We start from the raw sequence: 15,580 nt of genomic DNA, 5'->3' as shown, positions 1-15,580 counted from the left end.
GTGAACGCTGCCGAGACCCTCCGCACCCACCTGTTCGGCCCCGCCGACGGGCCGCAGATCCTTGCTCTGCACGGGCTCACGGGTCACGGCCGGCGCTGGCGGCACCTCGCGGAGACTCATCTCCCCCACGCCCGGTTCCTCGCACCCGACCTTCGCGGCCACGGCCGATCGCCGTGGACACCGCCCTGGACGTTCGAGCGCCACGTCGACGACCTGCTCCGCGTGCTGGACACGCATGCCTCCGGTCCGGTGACGGTGGTGGGTCATTCCTTCGGGGGCGCTTTGGCGCTGCATCTCGCCGCCGCGGCACCGGAACGCGTGCGAGCGCTCGTCCTGCTCGATCCGGCGATCGCGTTGCCACCGGAGCGGATGCTCGAGGTCGCCGACTCGACGGCCCGCTACCCGGACTACACCGACGAGGCGGAGGCGCGTGCCGAGAAAGTCGGCGCCGACTGGGCCGAAGTCGATCCGGAACTGCTCGACGCGGAGGTCGAAGAGCATCTGGTGGCGCTCGATTCGGGGCGCGTCGCCTGGCGGGTGTGCGTGGCCGCGACGGTGACGTCGTGGAGCGAACTCGCCCGGGACTACGTGTTGCCCCCCGCTCACATCCGGACCGTGTTCGCGCGGGCCGGAAAGGTCCAGCCCGGATACACCTCGCCCGAGTTCCGCGCCGCACTCGCCGACCGGCTGGGATCGAACCTGACGGAGGTGGAGGTGGACTGCGATCACATGATCGAGCAGGCCCGCCCCGCCGAGACCGCCGACCTCATCTCCCGGGTGCTGTAGATGGCCGCGACCACCGACGACCAGATCGAAAAGGTGCGCGCGCTCGTCGCGTCCATCCCGGAGGGGCGCGTGGCCACCTACGGCGACATCGCCGATGCCGCAGAGCTTTCCAGCCCGCGTACGGTCGGCTGGATCATGCGTACCGATACCGCCGACCTGCCGTGGCATCGCGTGGTGCCGGCGTCCGGCAGACCTGCCGCGCACCTCGCCTACCGGCAACTGGCCCGGCTGGCGCTCGAAGGCACACCGATCCGCGGAGACCGAGTGGATCTGGCGCAGGCACGCCACCTCTTCCCCGCCCCGTGACAACGACCTCGCCGGTCGGTCCGGCCATCCGGACCCACCGGCGAGGTGCGTGATTCGCTGGTGCTCAGGCGCGTTCGGGCCTGGCCAACGCCATCGCACCCAACGCGATGACGCCGCTGACGACCATCGCCACCGCCATGGGCACCGCGGTGTCCTCTCCGCCGATTCCGACGAGCGGGGCGATCGCTGCCGCGAGCAGGAACTGGAGCGCACCGAGCAACGCCGAGCCGGTGCCCGCCGCGCGCTGCGCCTGGCCCAGGGCCAAGGTGGTGGCGTTCGCGATGATGAGTCCGAGGCTGCTCATCGTGCACCACAGCAGGATCAGCGTCACCCACATCGCCGGTCCGGCAAGGCTGTTGATGAGCATCAGGACAGACATGGACGCCAGGATCGTGAGGCCGATCCGCAACGTTCGGCCGGAGCCGATCCGGCGGACGATGTTGTCGTTCGCGATACTGCCGATCACGAGACCTATCGCGTTGGCGGTGAACGCCACCGTGTACCAGCCGGTGGACATGCCGTGGACGTTCTGCAGCACGAACGGCGACGCGGAGATGTACGCGAACATCACACCGAAGGCGAAGGCGTACGCGAGTGTGTATCCGACGTACCGGCGGTTCCGGAGTACTTCCCGGGCATCCCGCAGCATCGCGGTGGCGCCGCCTTGGGTGCGGCGCTCGACGGGATGGGTCTCGGCCACCAGAAGCAGCACGGCCAGGAACATGAGGACGGACAAGCCGGCGAGCACCCAGTAGACGGCACGCCAGCCGACGTTCGTGACGATCACACCGCCGACGAGAGGCGCGATGATCGGAGCTACCGCGTTGATGACGACGAGCAGGCTGAACAGCTTGGCAGCCGCGACGCCCTCGGCCCGGTCGGCGATGACGGCGCGGCCGAGCACGATGCCCGCCGCACCGGCGAAGCCCTGCACGAACCGCGCGCCCGCGAGCAATTCGATGGTGGGCGCGAGCGCACTCGCGGCACTGAACACCGCGCACGCGAGGGTGCCGACGAGCAGGAGCGGGCGGCGGCCGAACCGGTCGGACAAGGGGCCGAAGACGAGCTGGCCGATGGCCATTCCGAGCAGGAATGTCGTGAGGGTCAGCTGAATCGCCGACGCGCTCGTGTCGAATTCCTCGGCCATTTCCGGAAAGGCCGGGAGGTACATGTCGATCGCCAGCGGCGCCACTGCCGCGAGGAGAGCCAGGACCGCGATCAACTTCGCCGAGAACGGCGTGCCGCCGGTGTCGTCACCGGTCTCGGTGCTCTCGGGGAGATCCGGCGCCTGGGTGGTCGCGGAGTCATGCTGGGGCATACGTGCCTTTCATTGCCGATGTATATTTAAATGTATATATACATTTAAGAGCTAGTATCGTAGCATGGTGAATCCACGGGACGTAAGCGACAGCGACGTCGACAGCCTCGCCCGGACCTCTCGTTCGCTGGTGTGGGCGCTCCGGAGATTCGGCGAGCGCGAGGCGGGCCTGTCGGCCATGCCGAACTCCGAGATCGAGGTCCTGCGCGCGGTTGCCGAGCGCCCGGGCAGTTCGATTTCGGAGATCGCGCGCGCGCTCGACCTGCAGAACAGCAACGTCAGCACCACCGTCAGCCGCCTCGTCGATCGGGGACTGCTCGAGCGACGCGCCGATCCGAACGACGGGCGATCGCACCGGATTCACCAGACCGACCTGGCCCGGCGCAACAACGCGCTGATCGACGCCATGTGGGCACGGGGCATACGCGATCTGCTCACCACGCTGAGCCCCGAAGAAGCGCACACCCTGATCGAGGCCGCGCCTCTGCTCGCCCGGCTCGGCTCGATGCCCAAGAACTACTGATCGACATTCGGCAGGACACCGGCCCCTGCGAAAACTGCGGCGTCATGGGGCAGCATGAGGATATGAGTGCACTGACCGACGTGGAGGCAGTGATCGTCGCGGGCGGCCGCGCGACCCGGATGGGAGGCGTCGACAAACCCGCCCTGGCGGTCGGGGGGCGGCGCCTCCTCGACACCGCCCTCGCCTCCGTCACCGGGTGTGCGCGGATCACGGTGGTGGGCCCCCGGCGCGACGACCTCGACCCCGCGATCATCCAGGTCCAGGAACACCCGGCCGGCGCCGGGCCCGTCGCGGCGCTCGCCGCCGCAAGCCCTGTGGCCGACGTCGTGGTGACGCTGGCGGCGGACCTGCCCTTCGTCACCGCCGCCACCGTGGCAACACTGATCGCGGCCCTCGACGCCGATCTGTCCGCGGATGCCGCCTTTGCGGTGGACGACGAGGGCAGGACGCAGTACCTGCTCGCGGTGTGGCGAGGCCCCGCGCTCTCTGCACGCCTCGCGCATCTCGGCGAGGAGGTGGCCGACCGGCCGATGAAGGCTCTGCTCCCCGACCGGTACGCCTCGGTCACCGTGACGGGCACCGCCGACTGCGACACTCCGGCAGATCTGCACCGTGCGCGCGTCGCCCACGCCCCGGGACGCGTCGCATCCGGCCCGGACGACGCACGATCGCTGGTGCGTCAGGCCTTGCTCCCGCTGGACGCTCGGCGGATACCCGTCGCCGCGGCGGAGGGCGCGACACTCGCCGCCCCACTCGTCGCCGAAGCGGCCCTGCCTCCCCTGCCGACGTCCGCGATGGACGGCTACGCCGTTGCAGGTGACGGACCGTGGGCACTGCGGCCCGAGGTCCGCCGCGCGGGTGATCCCGTGGTGTTCACGCTCGCCGACGGCGAGGCTGCCCGCATCGCGACCGGCGCCCATCTCCCGGCCGGTGCCACCGCGGCCGTCCGCGACGAGTTCGTCCGCGTGGACAACGGTGTGGTGCACCGGCTTCCGGAGTGCCCGGTGCGTGACGACACCCGCCGACGGGGCGAAGACTGGGACCCCGGGTTCGTGCTCGCCGAAAGCGGCGAGACCGTCACCCCCGCCGTCCTGTCCGCGGCACTGAGCGGCGAGGTCGCCGAGATCGACGTCCGGGGCCCGCTCCGGGTGCACCTCGTCATCAGTGGCGACGAGATCGTGCGCCACGGTCCGCTGCTCGAGGGCCGGACCCGGGATTCTCTGGGCCCTGTACTCCCCCGTTTCGTCCGGTGGTGTGGCGCCGAACCGGTCGGTGAGACGCTGTTGCACGACAGCCCCGGCGGGTTCGAGGCCCTCTTCGCAGGCACACAGGACGTCGACGTGCTCGTGATCGTGGGGGCTACGGGCGGCGGCGCCGCGGATCAGCTGCGCGGCGCTCTGGACCGGGCAGGTGCGCACATCGTCGTCGAACGTGTGCGGTGCAAGCCCGGCGGTTCCCAGGTCGCCGCCGTGCTGCCCGACGGCCGCGCGGTGCTGGGCCTGCCGGGAAACCCGGTTGCGGCGTTGTCGACGCTGCTGGTGATGCTTCCGGCCGTCGTCGACGGCCGTACCGGCCGCACGCCGCCGTCACGCCTGGTCGGCCCTCTGGCGAACGCGTCGGAGGTGGAGGGCGATCGCACACGCCTGTTACCCGCTCGCCAGCGTGAGGATGGACAGTGGTTGTGCGACAACGCGATCCGCACCGCCCACCTCGCCGGCCTGATCGGCCGCACCGCGATAGCGCTGGTGCCGCCCCGGTGCTCCGACGGAGATGTCGTGGAGTTGCTGCCGCTCCCCCGCTGACGCGTCCGGTGTACGGCCGTGTCAGCGCGCCGGGCGCACCCCCGCGCTTGCCTTCAGCGCAGGAACGGCGGCGTAGTACCGGCGGGCGACCAGATCGACCACAGGCGCCGTCACGCCGAGCGGGGCGGTGACCCCGTCGGCGCCGGCGCCGGACAGACGGGAGTGAAACAGTCCTTCGGCCAACAGATACGACGCGACGAACACCCGCCGGGCTCCTCGCTCGCGCAGCTCCTCGACCACCTGCGGCACGCGCGGTTCTCCGGTCGCGACGTAGCCGACGGACACGGTCCGGTGCGTCAGAGCCGACAGCATGTCGGCTGCCCGGTGCACGTCGTGCAGTGCCCTCGGGTCGGAGGACCCGGCCGCCGCGAGCACCACGGCATCCCCGGGACGCCACCCGGCCTCGCGCAACCGCTGGACGAGCACACGCGCCAGGGCCGGGTCGGGGCCGAGAGCCGGAGTGATCAGCACTCTGCCGTGACCGCTGTCGGCGACCTCCCGTGGCACGTCGGCGTGCACGTGATATCCGGAGGCGAGGAATGCCGGCACCAGCACCACCGGCCCCGCGATCTCGCGCAGCACCTCGGACGGCGAGGGACCGAGTACGTCGACGAACGCCACCCGGGTCGCGCCGACCCGGCCGGACACCGCGTCGGCGAGGCGGGCGATCATCTCGACTCCGCGCGGGTTGCGGGTGCCGTGGGCGACGAGCAGCAGAGCGGGATCGGTCATGGCTCAGGGTCCTTCCGGATCGACCGCCAAGCGGTAGCCGCGCTTGACCACGGTTTGAACGATCGACGGCGCTCCGAGGGCCGACCGCAACCTCGCGACCGCCGTCTCCACCGCATGGGTGTCTCCGCCGCCTCCGGGAAGCGCGGCGAGCAGTTCTTCGCGGGAGACGACGCGTCCGGGCCGCGACGCGAGCGTCCGGATCAGCGCCATCCCCGCAGGGGCCAGACACCGGGTGGTGTCGTCGACCATCACGCACCGCCCGCGCATTCCGAGGACATGCCCTCCGGCTTCGATCCGCACGGCGCGGCGCGGAAGTTCCTCGGCGAGGTGCCGCGCCAGCGAGCCGAGCCGTGCACGCGAGGGCATCGTCACCGGCACCTCGAGAGCGACGAACGGCGCCGCGGTGACCGGGCCGACGCACACCGCGGCGACACCGGTGCGAAACCCTCGCAACATCAGTTCGAGCATTCCGGTGTCCTTGGCGCGCATGAGCATCGAGGCCACCGCCGGTGCACTCGTGAAGCTCACCGCGTCGAGCCCGTAATCGGCGACCTGCTCGATCATGCGGTCCAGCGTCGCGGGATCGTCGGGCGGAGTCCACCGGTAGACGGGGACCGCGACGACATCCGCACCCGCGGCCCGAAGCGCTTCGCACACATCCGTTCCCGGCTCCCACTCGGTGCGCTCACCGTGCAGCTGGACCGCGATCCGGCGGCCCCGGACACCTTCGGCGAGCAGGTGTTCGAGCACCTCGGCGGACGACTCCGACGCCGGTGACCATTCCTCGCGCAATTCCGCGGCGCGGATCGCCCCGGTGACTTTCGGTCCCCGGGCCAGGATGCGGCTACCCGCAAGAGAGCGCGCCAGATCGTCGGAAAGCCCCCACCCGTCCGCTGCTCCCATCCAGCCGCGGAATCCGATCGCGGTCGTCGCGACCGTGATGTCCGGTGGGCCGGCGACGATGCTGCGGGTCACCCGCTCGAGTTCGGTGTCGTCCGAGAGCGGGATGATGCGGATCGCCGGTGCGTGCACCACGTCGGCGCCGCGCCGCGTGAGCAACGTCGCGAACTCGTCCGCACGTCGCGCCGCCGTGACTCCGACGGTGAAACCGCGCAGCGGCGTGTTGTCCTGGTTCACGAAAGCTCGGCGCCGGTCGCCGGACCGTCGTCGGAGCGCGCGCTGGTGAGGTGGCTGTGGACCTGCACGACACCCGCCCACACTCGCACGTCGTAGACCGGCAACCGCACCGACGGGTCGTCGAGGCAGCGACCGTCGTCGAGCGAGAACACCTGCTTGAGAAGGGGTGAGGCAAGGGTGGGTTCGCCCGCGCGGTCCCCGACGATGCCACGGGACATCACGGCGGCGCGGCCGAACGGATCGAAGTTCCCGACCGCGCGCAGCGTGCCGTCGTCGAGCAGGAACACCGCGACCTGTTCGCCCCCGCGCAGCAGGACGGCCACTCCGCGGCCGGGAATCAGGTGGCTGAGCGGACAGGCCGACGTCCATTCCAGGCGCCCGTCGAACACGCTCTCACGCGTCGAACCCCCAGCGGTATGCGACTCGATGACGGTCATGGGATGGTCCCTCCTCGAAACTTCCGTCCTGGCATTCTGTGGCCCCGGTGTTTCACGCGCGTTACCCACCGATTCCCTCCACGTAAGCAGGCACGTCACGCGGACGCATCCCGCCCGATCTTCGGCATGCCGACCAGGACGGGTACCTTCCGCTTGCCGGAGTCGTCGAATCGGATGGTCGGGTCCGGCTGCTCCGGGGCATTGACGAAGGAGACGAAACGCGCCAGCAGTTCGGGATCCTCGAGCACTCCCGCCCATTCGTCCTTGTACCCGGCGACATGCTTTGCCATCGCGGCTTCGAGTTCGGCGGCGATGCCGAGGCTGTCGCCGCACACGACGTCCTTCAGGTGCTCGAGCCCGCCGTCGAGCGCGTCGAGCCAGGGCGCCGTGCGCTGCAACCGGTCGGCGGTGCGGATGTAGAACATCAGGAACCGGTCGATGTACCGGACCAGGGTCTCGTCGTCGAGCCCACCGGCGAGCAACTGCGCGTGCTTCGGGGACTGCCCGCCGTTACCGCACACGTAGAGGTTCCAGCCGTTTTCCGTGGCGATCACCCCGACGTCCTTGCCTCGCGCTTCGGCGCATTCGCGCGCGCAACCGGAGACGCCGAACTTGAACTTGTGCGGCGCTCGCAAACCGCGGTATCGCATTTCGAGGTCCACCGCCATCCCCACCGAATCCTGCACGCCGTACCGGCACCAGGTCGAGCCGACACAGCTCTTCACCGTGCGCAGCGATTTACCGTAGGCCTGCCCGGACTCCATCCCGGCGTCGACGAGCCGTTTCCAGATCGCGGGCAGTTGCTCCACCCGGGCACCGAACATGTCGATGCGCTGGCCGCCGGTCATCTTGACGTACAGCCCGAAGTCCCGCGCGACCTCCCCGATGACGATGAGCTGTTCGGGGGTGCACTCGCCACCGGGCATCCGCGGCACCACCGAGTAGGTGCCGTTCTTCTGGATGTTGGCGAGGAAGTGGTCGTTGGTGTCCTGGAGCCCCGCCTGCTGACGATGCAGGATGTGGTCGGAGTCGGTGGACGCGAGGATCGACGCGACGACGGGCTTGCAGATGTCGCAGCCCCGTCCGGTGCCGTAGCGCGAGATCAGTGCAGAGAAGGTGCGAATCTGCGTGGCTCGCACGATCTCGAACAGCTCGGCGCGCGACTGCTCGAAGTGCTCGCACAGTGCCTTCGACATCGGCACGCCGGAACTGCTGAGAAGTTGTTTGACGGTCGGGAGGCACCCGCCGCACGTGGTGCCGGCGTTCGTACACGCTTTGACCTGCGCGATGTCGCACGCCCCGTCCGCGATCGCCCCGCAGATCGCACCCTTGGTGACGCCGTTGCACGAACACACCTCGGCATCGTCGGGAAGCGCTCCGGCGCCGGGCTTTTCACCTGCCGGGGAGATGAGCGCCGCCGGATCGCCCGGAAGCTCGCGGCCGACGAGCGGACGCAACGTGCCGTACGCCGACGCGTCGCCGACGAGAATTCCGCCGAGCAACGTCTTCGCGTCGTCCGACACGACCAGCTTCGCGTAGGTGCCCTTCGCCGAGTCGGACAGCACCACCTCGAGCGCACCGGGCGTGACCCCGTGGGCGTCACCGAAGCTGGCGACGTCCACACCGAGCAACTTGAGTTTGGTCGACAGATCCGCGCCGGGGAATTCGGCGGCGCCGCCGAGCAGTCGGTCGGCGACCACCTCTGCGGTGCTGTACCCGGGAGCGACGAGCCCGTAACAGGTGCCCTCCACGGCAGCGCACTCTCCGATGGCATAGATCGCGTCGTCCGTGGTGCTGCGGCACCCGAGGTCGGTGAGAACACCGCCGCGCGCGCCCAGGTCGAGACCGGCGTCGCGAGCGAGCGCGTCCTGCGGGCGCACTCCGGCGGAGAACACCAGCACCGCGGCGTCGATCGTCGATCCGTCGGACAGTTCGACGACGAGACCGGAAGGCCCCTCGGTGATTCCGGCCGTGCCCACCCCGGTGTGCACCGTGAGCCCGAGCTCGGTCACGAGCCGTTCGAGGACCCGTCCGCCGCCCTCGTCGACCTGCAGCGGCATCAGACGCGGCGCGAACTCCACCACGTGCGGAGACATTCCCAGCCGGCGGAGAGCGTTCGCGGCCTCGAGCCCGAGCAGGCCGCCGCCGACCACCACACCGACCGGGGCGTCACCGTGCACGGACGCGGCGTCGGCCGCCGCCCGGATGCCGTCGAGATCGTCGAGCGTGCGGTAGACGAAACACCCCGGCAGTGCGTTGCCGGGGATCGGCGGCACGAACGGGTAGGAACCGGTCGCGAGGACGAGCGCGTCGTAGGCCAGCACGTCACCGGCATCGGTGGTCACCGTACGCGCCGCCCGATCGACCGACACGACGCGGGAAGAAACCCGAAGATCGACGAGAGGGTCTGCCGCATAGTCGTTTCCGGCGAGCGCGAGTTCTCTGCGATCCCAGGTTCCGACGTACGAGGACAATCCGACGCGATCGTAGGCGGGGTCCGGTTCCTCGCAGAGGACCGTGATCTTCCACGCGTCGTGCTCGTCGCGGGAACGCAATGCCTCCACGAAGCGGTGCCCGACCATTCCGTGTCCGACGACGACGACGTTCTTGCGGCTCATGGGAAGTCTCTCTCTGTTCGTGCAGGCGGATCGGTGTCAGACGGTGGCGTCGGACAGTCGCGTCGCCGGGGTCACCGGTGCGGTCGATGTGGGTGCGGACGACTCGACGGGTTGCTGCGGGCGGCGAAGGAAGACGACCCACGTCACCGCGATGCAGACGAGGTAGAAGATCGCGAAGACCCAGAACGCCATGGTGGCGGACTGTGCCTCGCCGCCGTACGAACCGCGGAAGACGAGGTTGATACCGACGCCGCCGAGTCCGCCGATAGCACCGGCGAATCCGATGAGGGCGCCGGACATGCTGCGCGACCACGCCGCCTTCTCGGCACGATCGGCACCGGCAAGGCCCTGGGCCTTCGCTTCGAAGATCGAGGGGATCATCTTGTACACCGAGCCGTTGCCCAAGCCGGACAACAGGAACAGTGCGATGAACCCGAGCACCATGGCCGTCAGGACGCCGCCGGACGCTGCGCCGGCGCTCGCGTCGTCGAGGGTTCCCGCCACGATCAGTACCGCGGCGGCGAGCGCCATACCGACGAATGTGTACATCGTGATGCGGCCGCCGCCGATACGGTCGGCCAGTTTCCCGCCGATCGGACGCGAGAGCGAGCCGAGCAACGGGCCGATGAAGGCGATCTGGGCGGCGTGCAGAGCAGCCTGGGCGGGTGTGTCGCCGCCGGCGAGGAAGTTGATCTGAAGCACCTGGCCGAACGCGAAACTGAAGCCGATGAAGGAACCGAACGTGCCGATGTACAGGAAGGAGATGACCCACGAGTCACTGAACTTCAGCGCGCGGCCCATGGCACGCAGGTCCGCTTTCTGGTCGCCGAGGTTGTCCATGAACAGGGCCGCACCGATCGCGGCCGCACCGCACAGCACCAGGTAGACGGCGCAGACGATCCACGGTTCGGTATTGCCGACGGTCGCGATGACCAGCAGGCCGATCAACTGAATCGCCGGCACCCCGATGTTGCCGCCACCCGCGTTGAGCCCGAGTGCCCAGCCCTTGAGTCGCTGGGGGTAGAACGCGTTGATGTTCGTCATCGACGAGGCGAAGTTACCGCCGCCGACGCCGGCAAGCGCCGCGACCAGCATGAACGTGCTGTACGAGTGCCCCGGGTTCAGCATCAGATACAGCGCGCCCATGAGCGGGACGAACAGCACGAGCGCACTGAAGACGGTCCAGTTACGGCCACCGAATCGTGCGGTCGCCACGGTGTAGGGAATGCGGAGCACGGCACCGACGAGCGTGGGCACCGCGACGAGGAAGAACTTGCCCGCGGCGTCGATGCCGTAGATGTCGGTGGGCATGAACAGCACCATGACCGACCACACGGACCACACCGAGAATCCGACGTGTTCGGCGATGACCGACCAGATCAGGTTTCTCTTGGCGATCTGCTTGCCGCCGGACTCCCACGCCTCGACGTCTTCGGCGTCCCAGCTCTCGATGTAGTGCTTGCGCGCGAATCTCTCTCGGAGAGTCTCGTTCCGGACCGAATCCGCCATGCCGGCCGCCCTTCTCAGGTGTGTGATGAACCCAAGGTAGGCAACGGGTGTTGCCGCGGTGCTGCCCGCGATGACCGTCGCGTCAAGAGATGCTCACCCGGTGACGGGCGACGGTGTGAGGTGGCGGTAACCGATATCAGAGAAGGAATCGGACCAGGTCGGCGGTGTGCGCCAGCCCGGGGAACGCTTCTTCGGTGGATCGGGGGTGCAGCGCATGGACCGCGAGCCTGAACATCACGGCGCGCAACAGCATCTGCGGCCACTCCGGAAGGTCTTCCCACCGTGCGATGAGACCGTCGTCGGCGCCGCCCCACGACAACGCGTCGACGACGGTCACCGCGGCCGCCCACGACGCGGGACGCCAGTAGGGCGTGATGTCGGTGAGGCCCGGCGCGGCTCGTCCCGCGAACAAGACGGTCCCGAAGAGATCGCCGTGCACGAGTTGGTCGGGCAGGTGCACCGGCTTCCGGAACGTGGCGAGCTGCCCGATGAGGTCGAGGCTCTTGAGTCCGTCGGGGGTGACCGTCTCGGGGGCACCCGCAGCGCGCGCGGTCCGCAGCGGCACCGTTTCCCACGCCGCGCGGTCGGCCGCGACGAACACGTCGACGTCCTGCCACGGTGCCACCGGTGGCTGCATGAGGAAGCGCGGGCGCTCGAGTTGTGAGGTCGCGACGTGCAGCCGCAGCGACAGCGAGACCACCTCGTCGTGCCGGGGTTCGGAAGTTCCGACGATGTACGTGTCGGCGCGCCATCCGGACACCACGTAACGCCCGTCGGTCGAGCGGACGGGCCGGGCGAGCCGTACTCCGTCGACGGTCAGCGTCTCCCTGATCTTCGCGGACCACGCCGCGCGGGCGTGGTCGGCGACCCGGGACAGCACCACGTCTCCACACCGGAAACCGCCGTCCCAGTCGGCGCCGAGGGCGACCGGCTCGACGTCGCGAAGGCCGAACGTAGAGCACACGTGCTGCGGTGGTTCGAGTGAGCTCACGCCCACACGGTACCGGCGTACCCTGCCGGGTCCCGGGAGGCACTCCGCTGTTTTCCGGTCACAGCTCGGCGACAACGGGCCGGAGGATGCGGCAACGGCCCGGCGCCGGCGGTCAGTAGACGGGCAGGGAGGGATCGATCTGCTGCGCCCACGCGAGTACACCGCCGCGAAGGTGGGTGGCATCGGAGAACCCCGCGCGCGTGAGCACGGCGAGCGCCTCCGCCGACCGCACGCCCGTCTTGCAGTAGAGGACGATCGGCCGGTTCTGCGGCAGTTCGGCCAGGGCCTCGCCCGACAGGATGCGGCCCTTGGGAACCAGCCGGGCACCGTCGATGCGGACGATGTCCCACTCCACCGGTTCGCGGACGTCGATCACTTCGACGTCGCGGCCCTCGTCGAGCATCCTGCGCAACTCGCCCGGCGTGATCGTCGCATCGGCGGCTGCCGCCGCGTTGTCCGGGACGACGCCGCAGAACACGTCGTAATCGATCAGTTCGGTGACCGGTACGCGGCCGGGATCCCGGCGCAACGTCACGGTGCGGAACGACATCGCGAGTGCGTCGTAGATCATCAGCCGTCCCAGCAGCGGCTCACCGATCCCGGTGATCAGCTTGATGGCCTCGGTCGCCATGATCGTGCCGACGGTGCCGGGCAGGACACCGAGGACACCGCCTTCGGCGCAGGACGGCACCATGCCCGGCGGCGGCGCCTCGGGATACAGATCGCGGTAGTTCAGGCCGCGCCCGCCGGGAGCGTTCTCCCAGAACACGGACACCTGGCCTTCGAAACGGAAGATCGATCCCCACACGTACGGCTTGCCGGCGAGCACCGCGGCGTCGTTCACGAGGTAGCGGGTCGCGAAATTGTCGGTGCCGTCCACGATCAGGTCGTACTGCTCGAACAGAGCCACCGCGTTGCCGGAATCGAGGCGGGTCGGATGCAACCGCACGTCGACGTGCTCGTTGATGGCGTTGATGCTGTCGCGGGCACTCTCGCCCTTCGCCCTGCCCACATCGGAGCGGCCGTGGATCACCTGCCGCTGCAGATTCGACATGTCGACTTCGTCGAACTCGACGATGCCCAGGGTGCCGACACCCGCCGCGGCCAGATACAGCAACACCGGTGAACCGAGGCCGCCCGCACCGATGCACAGCACCTTCGCGTTCTTGAGCCGCTTCTGTCCGGTCACACCGACGTCCGGAACGATCAGGTGCCGGCTGTATCGGGCGACCTCGTCACGATCGAGGTCGGCAGCCGGTTCCACCAGCGGTTGCAAGGCGCTCGGATCCACCGAGGGCGTCTTTACGGTCACGGATACTCCTCGGCCGGCGGGACGGTCGTGGTCCATTGTTCCACCGCTCACAGTCGCGGCGGCGTCACGCCCTCGGGTACGGCCACGGGTTGAAGCGGCACCGCAGCCCGTCGGCCGGCACCACCCCGCCGGGATCGAGCCGGGCGATGTCGTCGTTGTTCGTGCCGAAGGTCTGCTGCATCATGATCGGCGCGAGACCGTCCTGCACCCCGCACCGCTCGTGCTGAGCGAAGCCGATGGCGTGCCCGACCTCATGATTGACCAGGTACTGGCGGTAGGAGCCGAGGTCGCCCTGGAAGGCGACCGCTCCGCGAACCCAGCGCGCTTCGTTGAGCAGGACCCGCCCGAGCGACGGATTGAAGCACGACCCTTCGAGCCGGATGTCGTACCCGCATCCCTCCCGGATGGTCATCTGCGAGGTGAGCGAGATACGGAAGTCGGGGGTGCCGACGTCGATCCGGCGGAAAGCGAACTGGGGATCACCGACCCAGCTCCGAGGGTCGGCGAGCGTCTGGTCGACCAGGAGTCCGAAGGCGTCGTCACCGCCGTAACCCGCGGTGTCGATCCCGTCCTCGACCTCGACCGTGTAGGTGAAGGTGCGTGCCGCCTCCGAGCCCACTCGCGCGGTCGTGCCGGGCAGCACACGCCACCTCTGCGCACCCCGCTCGGTGAACGGTCCGCCGTCGGGAAGGGTGCCGGACGCGAGATCCGCCGGGAACAGCCCGTCCGCCCGCGGCGCTTCCGCGACGATCTCGCCCGCGTCCACCATGCTCTGTTCTTCGGCTGCGCCGTCGTCGCCGGTTCCTCTGAACGCATCCCACAGCACCACGACGGTCACCACGACGAGCACGGGCACCACGTACGCGCGCCATCCGTATGTTGCGACGAACTTGCCGAGCCGGCTCTGCTTCCGGACCTCTCGGACGGGCCGGGGCCTGCGCGGTTCCCGCGCCGGGTCGTCTCCACCCACCGGGTCCCACTGGGCTCGCAGCGGCTGGTACGCATCGCGCCTGGATACCCGCGACGCACCGGAAGTGCGGCGCGGTTCGGACGGGTGTCGCGGTTCGGGAGGTTGCCGGGAGCCGGACGGCGGTCGCTGTGCCGGGAAACCGGATGGCGGGGTCCGGGTGGAGTCCTCCGCGGACCGGCTCGGTCGCGCTCCTCCTCGGTCTATCACGGTTGACAGAATGTCACATCCACGAGAATCCGACGGGCGGTCCCGGCAGTCCTGCGGAGGGTGAGGGGAAAAGCGGATACTGGGCGTGGGGCCGACCAGGAGAAAAGCGCGGCGGCCTGTAACCTGCAAGGACGATCGAAGCCGAAGTGGCGCTGCTCACTGTCGGCGAAAGTGCGCAGACTGGAGCAAGCATGACCGAACTGGCCGACCGGGCATCCGGCCGCGGCAACAACGGCAACAAGCGTGGTGCCCGGATGCCGAGGGACGAACGGCGTGCCCAGCTGCTCGAGGCTGCGAGTGAAGTGTTCGTCACACGCGGTTACCACTCCGCCGGCATGGACGAGATCGCCGAGTGCGCGGGGGTGAGCAAGCCGGTGCTGTACCAGCATTTCCCCGGGAAACTCGAGCTGTATTGCGCCGTCCTCCAGAACTACGTCGACGTCCTCATCAACGGGGTCCGGCAGGCACTTCGGTCCACCACCGACAACCGCCAGCGCGTCCGCGCCGCCGTCCAGGCGTTCTTCGACTTCGTCGACAACGACAGCCAGGGGTTCCGGCTGGTTTTCGAATCGGACCTGATGGGTGAGCCGGAAGTGTCGCGCCGCGTGGAGCAGGCCACGGAAGCGTGTGTGGACGCCGTGTTCGATCTGGTGAGTCACGATTCCGGTCTCGACCCCTACCGTGCGCGGATCCTCGCGGTCGGACTGGTGGGCACCAGCCAGTTCACGGCGCGTTACTGGCTCGACGCCGCGCGGCCGATCCCGAAGGACGACGCCGTCGACACGACGGTCGCGCTCGCATGGGGCGGACTCAAGCACGTCCCGCTCCAGCCCGAACTACGGTTGCGCTGACGAGGCCGTCCCGGCCGGCCGCACGTCGCGGACGCAGCCGGGAGTACAGCGATACGGCGAGAGGCCGGGGCGATGTCGCCC

At 69.3% G+C, this 15,580-nt stretch carries 14 protein-coding genes; 5 read left to right on the top strand and 9 right to left on the bottom strand.

Going from position 1 to position 15,580, the window contains the following annotated elements; genetic code table 11:
* Complete coding sequence (locus ACFWBU_RS17230; RefSeq protein WP_169651705.1) at nt 1-786, top strand: alpha/beta fold hydrolase; 786 nt, start codon at nt 1-3, stop codon at nt 784-786.
* Nucleotides 787-1,092 carry an MGMT family protein gene (locus ACFWBU_RS17225; protein WP_169619737.1) on the top strand — a complete coding sequence of 102 codons (306 nt, stop codon included), beginning with the start codon at nt 787-789 and terminating at the stop codon, nt 1,090-1,092. It abuts the gene before it with no gap.
* 64 nt (nt 1,093-1,156) lie between these two features.
* On the opposite strand, the gene ACFWBU_RS17220 is transcribed toward ACFWBU_RS17225, so the two are convergent.
* Nucleotides 1,157-2,410, bottom strand: a complete 1,254-nt coding sequence (locus tag ACFWBU_RS17220; protein ID WP_169619738.1) for a multidrug effflux MFS transporter — start codon at nt 2,408-2,410, stop codon at nt 1,157-1,159.
* 64 nt (nt 2,411-2,474) lie between these two features.
* Here ACFWBU_RS17220 and ACFWBU_RS17215 point away from each other — a divergent pair, with 64 nt between their 5' ends.
* Together ACFWBU_RS17215 and ACFWBU_RS17210 are read left to right on the top strand one after the other, a co-directional pair.
* On the top strand, nt 2,475-2,933 hold the full coding sequence (locus ACFWBU_RS17215; protein ID WP_169619739.1) for a MarR family winged helix-turn-helix transcriptional regulator: 459 nt from the start codon (nt 2,475-2,477) through the stop codon (nt 2,931-2,933).
* 62 nt (nt 2,934-2,995) lie between these two features.
* Entirely contained in the window at nt 2,996-4,735 is a 1,740-nt protein-coding gene (locus ACFWBU_RS17210; RefSeq protein ID WP_169651703.1) for an NTP transferase domain-containing protein, read from the top strand.
* Nucleotides 4,736-4,756: 21 nt separating this feature from the next.
* Here ACFWBU_RS17210 and ACFWBU_RS17205 read toward each other — a convergent pair whose 3' ends face one another.
* The 8 genes from ACFWBU_RS17205 to ACFWBU_RS17170 form a co-directional block, all read right to left on the bottom strand.
* Complete coding sequence (locus ACFWBU_RS17205; protein ID WP_378528810.1) at nt 4,757-5,467, bottom strand: sirohydrochlorin chelatase; 711 nt, start codon at nt 5,465-5,467, stop codon at nt 4,757-4,759.
* Nucleotides 5,468-5,470: 3 nt separating this feature from the next.
* A complete protein-coding gene (locus ACFWBU_RS17200; protein WP_169619742.1) occupies nt 5,471-6,604 on the bottom strand; it encodes a uroporphyrinogen-III synthase in 1,134 nt (377 codons plus the stop codon).
* Nucleotides 6,601-7,041 carry a nitrite reductase small subunit NirD gene (gene nirD, locus ACFWBU_RS17195; protein ID WP_169619743.1) on the bottom strand — a complete coding sequence of 147 codons (441 nt, stop codon included), beginning with the start codon at nt 7,039-7,041 and terminating at the stop codon, nt 6,601-6,603. The genes ACFWBU_RS17200 and nirD overlap by 4 nt, the downstream gene beginning before the upstream one ends.
* A gap of 95 nt (nt 7,042-7,136) precedes the next feature.
* The gene (gene nirB, locus ACFWBU_RS17190) at nt 7,137-9,659 is read right to left on the bottom strand and encodes a nitrite reductase large subunit NirB (protein ID WP_378528809.1); all 2,523 of its coding nucleotides are present in this window, start codon (nt 9,657-9,659) and stop codon (nt 7,137-7,139) included.
* Nucleotides 9,660-9,695: 36 nt separating this feature from the next.
* Nucleotides 9,696-11,168, bottom strand: a complete 1,473-nt coding sequence (locus tag ACFWBU_RS17185) for a nitrate/nitrite transporter (protein ID WP_169651700.1) — start codon at nt 11,166-11,168, stop codon at nt 9,696-9,698.
* Nucleotides 11,169-11,304: 136 nt separating this feature from the next.
* Entirely contained in the window at nt 11,305-12,159 is an 855-nt protein-coding gene (locus tag ACFWBU_RS17180) for a TIGR02569 family protein (protein ID WP_169619746.1), read from the bottom strand.
* A gap of 112 nt (nt 12,160-12,271) precedes the next feature.
* Complete coding sequence (moeZ, locus tag ACFWBU_RS17175; RefSeq protein ID WP_378528808.1) at nt 12,272-13,471, bottom strand: adenylyltransferase/sulfurtransferase MoeZ; 1,200 nt, start codon at nt 13,469-13,471, stop codon at nt 12,272-12,274.
* 64 nt (nt 13,472-13,535) lie between these two features.
* A complete protein-coding gene (locus ACFWBU_RS17170; protein ID WP_169619992.1) occupies nt 13,536-14,660 on the bottom strand; it encodes a DUF3152 domain-containing protein in 1,125 nt (374 codons plus the stop codon).
* A 179-nt stretch (nt 14,661-14,839) separates the two neighbouring features.
* Here ACFWBU_RS17170 and ACFWBU_RS17165 point away from each other — a divergent pair, with 179 nt between their 5' ends.
* Complete coding sequence (locus tag ACFWBU_RS17165; protein WP_169619748.1) at nt 14,840-15,499, top strand: TetR/AcrR family transcriptional regulator; 660 nt, start codon at nt 14,840-14,842, stop codon at nt 15,497-15,499.
* The last annotated feature ends 81 nt before the right edge of the window (nt 15,500-15,580 follow it).

The sequence above is a fragment of the Rhodococcus sp. NPDC060084 genome (genome assembly GCF_042730335.1).
Taxonomy (GTDB): Bacteria; Actinomycetota; Actinomycetes; order Mycobacteriales; family Mycobacteriaceae; genus Rhodococcus.
This window is presented reverse-complemented; position numbering and strand designations above follow the sequence as displayed.

Excerpts from the sequence above, each read along its gene's own strand:
- ACFWBU_RS17205 (WP_378528810.1), bottom strand. The coding sequence starts at position 5,467 with ATGACCGATCCCGCTCTGCTGCTCGTCGCCCACGGCACCCGCAACCCG.
- ACFWBU_RS17185 (WP_169651700.1), bottom strand. The coding sequence starts at position 11,168 with ATGGCGGATTCGGTCCGGAACGAGACTCTCCGAGAGAGATTCGCGCGC.
- ACFWBU_RS17225 (WP_169619737.1), top strand. The coding sequence starts at position 787 with ATGGCCGCGACCACCGACGACCAGATCGAAAAGGTGCGCGCGCTCGTC.
- ACFWBU_RS17220 (WP_169619738.1), bottom strand. The coding sequence starts at position 2,410 with ATGCCCCAGCATGACTCCGCGACCACCCAGGCGCCGGATCTCCCCGAG.
- ACFWBU_RS17210 (WP_169651703.1), top strand. The coding sequence starts at position 2,996 with ATGAGTGCACTGACCGACGTGGAGGCAGTGATCGTCGCGGGCGGCCGC.
- nirD (WP_169619743.1), bottom strand. The coding sequence starts at position 7,041 with ATGACCGTCATCGAGTCGCATACCGCTGGGGGTTCGACGCGTGAGAGC.
- nirB (WP_378528809.1), bottom strand. The coding sequence starts at position 9,659 with ATGAGCCGCAAGAACGTCGTCGTCGTCGGACACGGAATGGTCGGGCAC.
- ACFWBU_RS17215 (WP_169619739.1), top strand. The coding sequence starts at position 2,475 with ATGGTGAATCCACGGGACGTAAGCGACAGCGACGTCGACAGCCTCGCC.
- ACFWBU_RS17165 (WP_169619748.1), top strand. The coding sequence starts at position 14,840 with ATGACCGAACTGGCCGACCGGGCATCCGGCCGCGGCAACAACGGCAAC.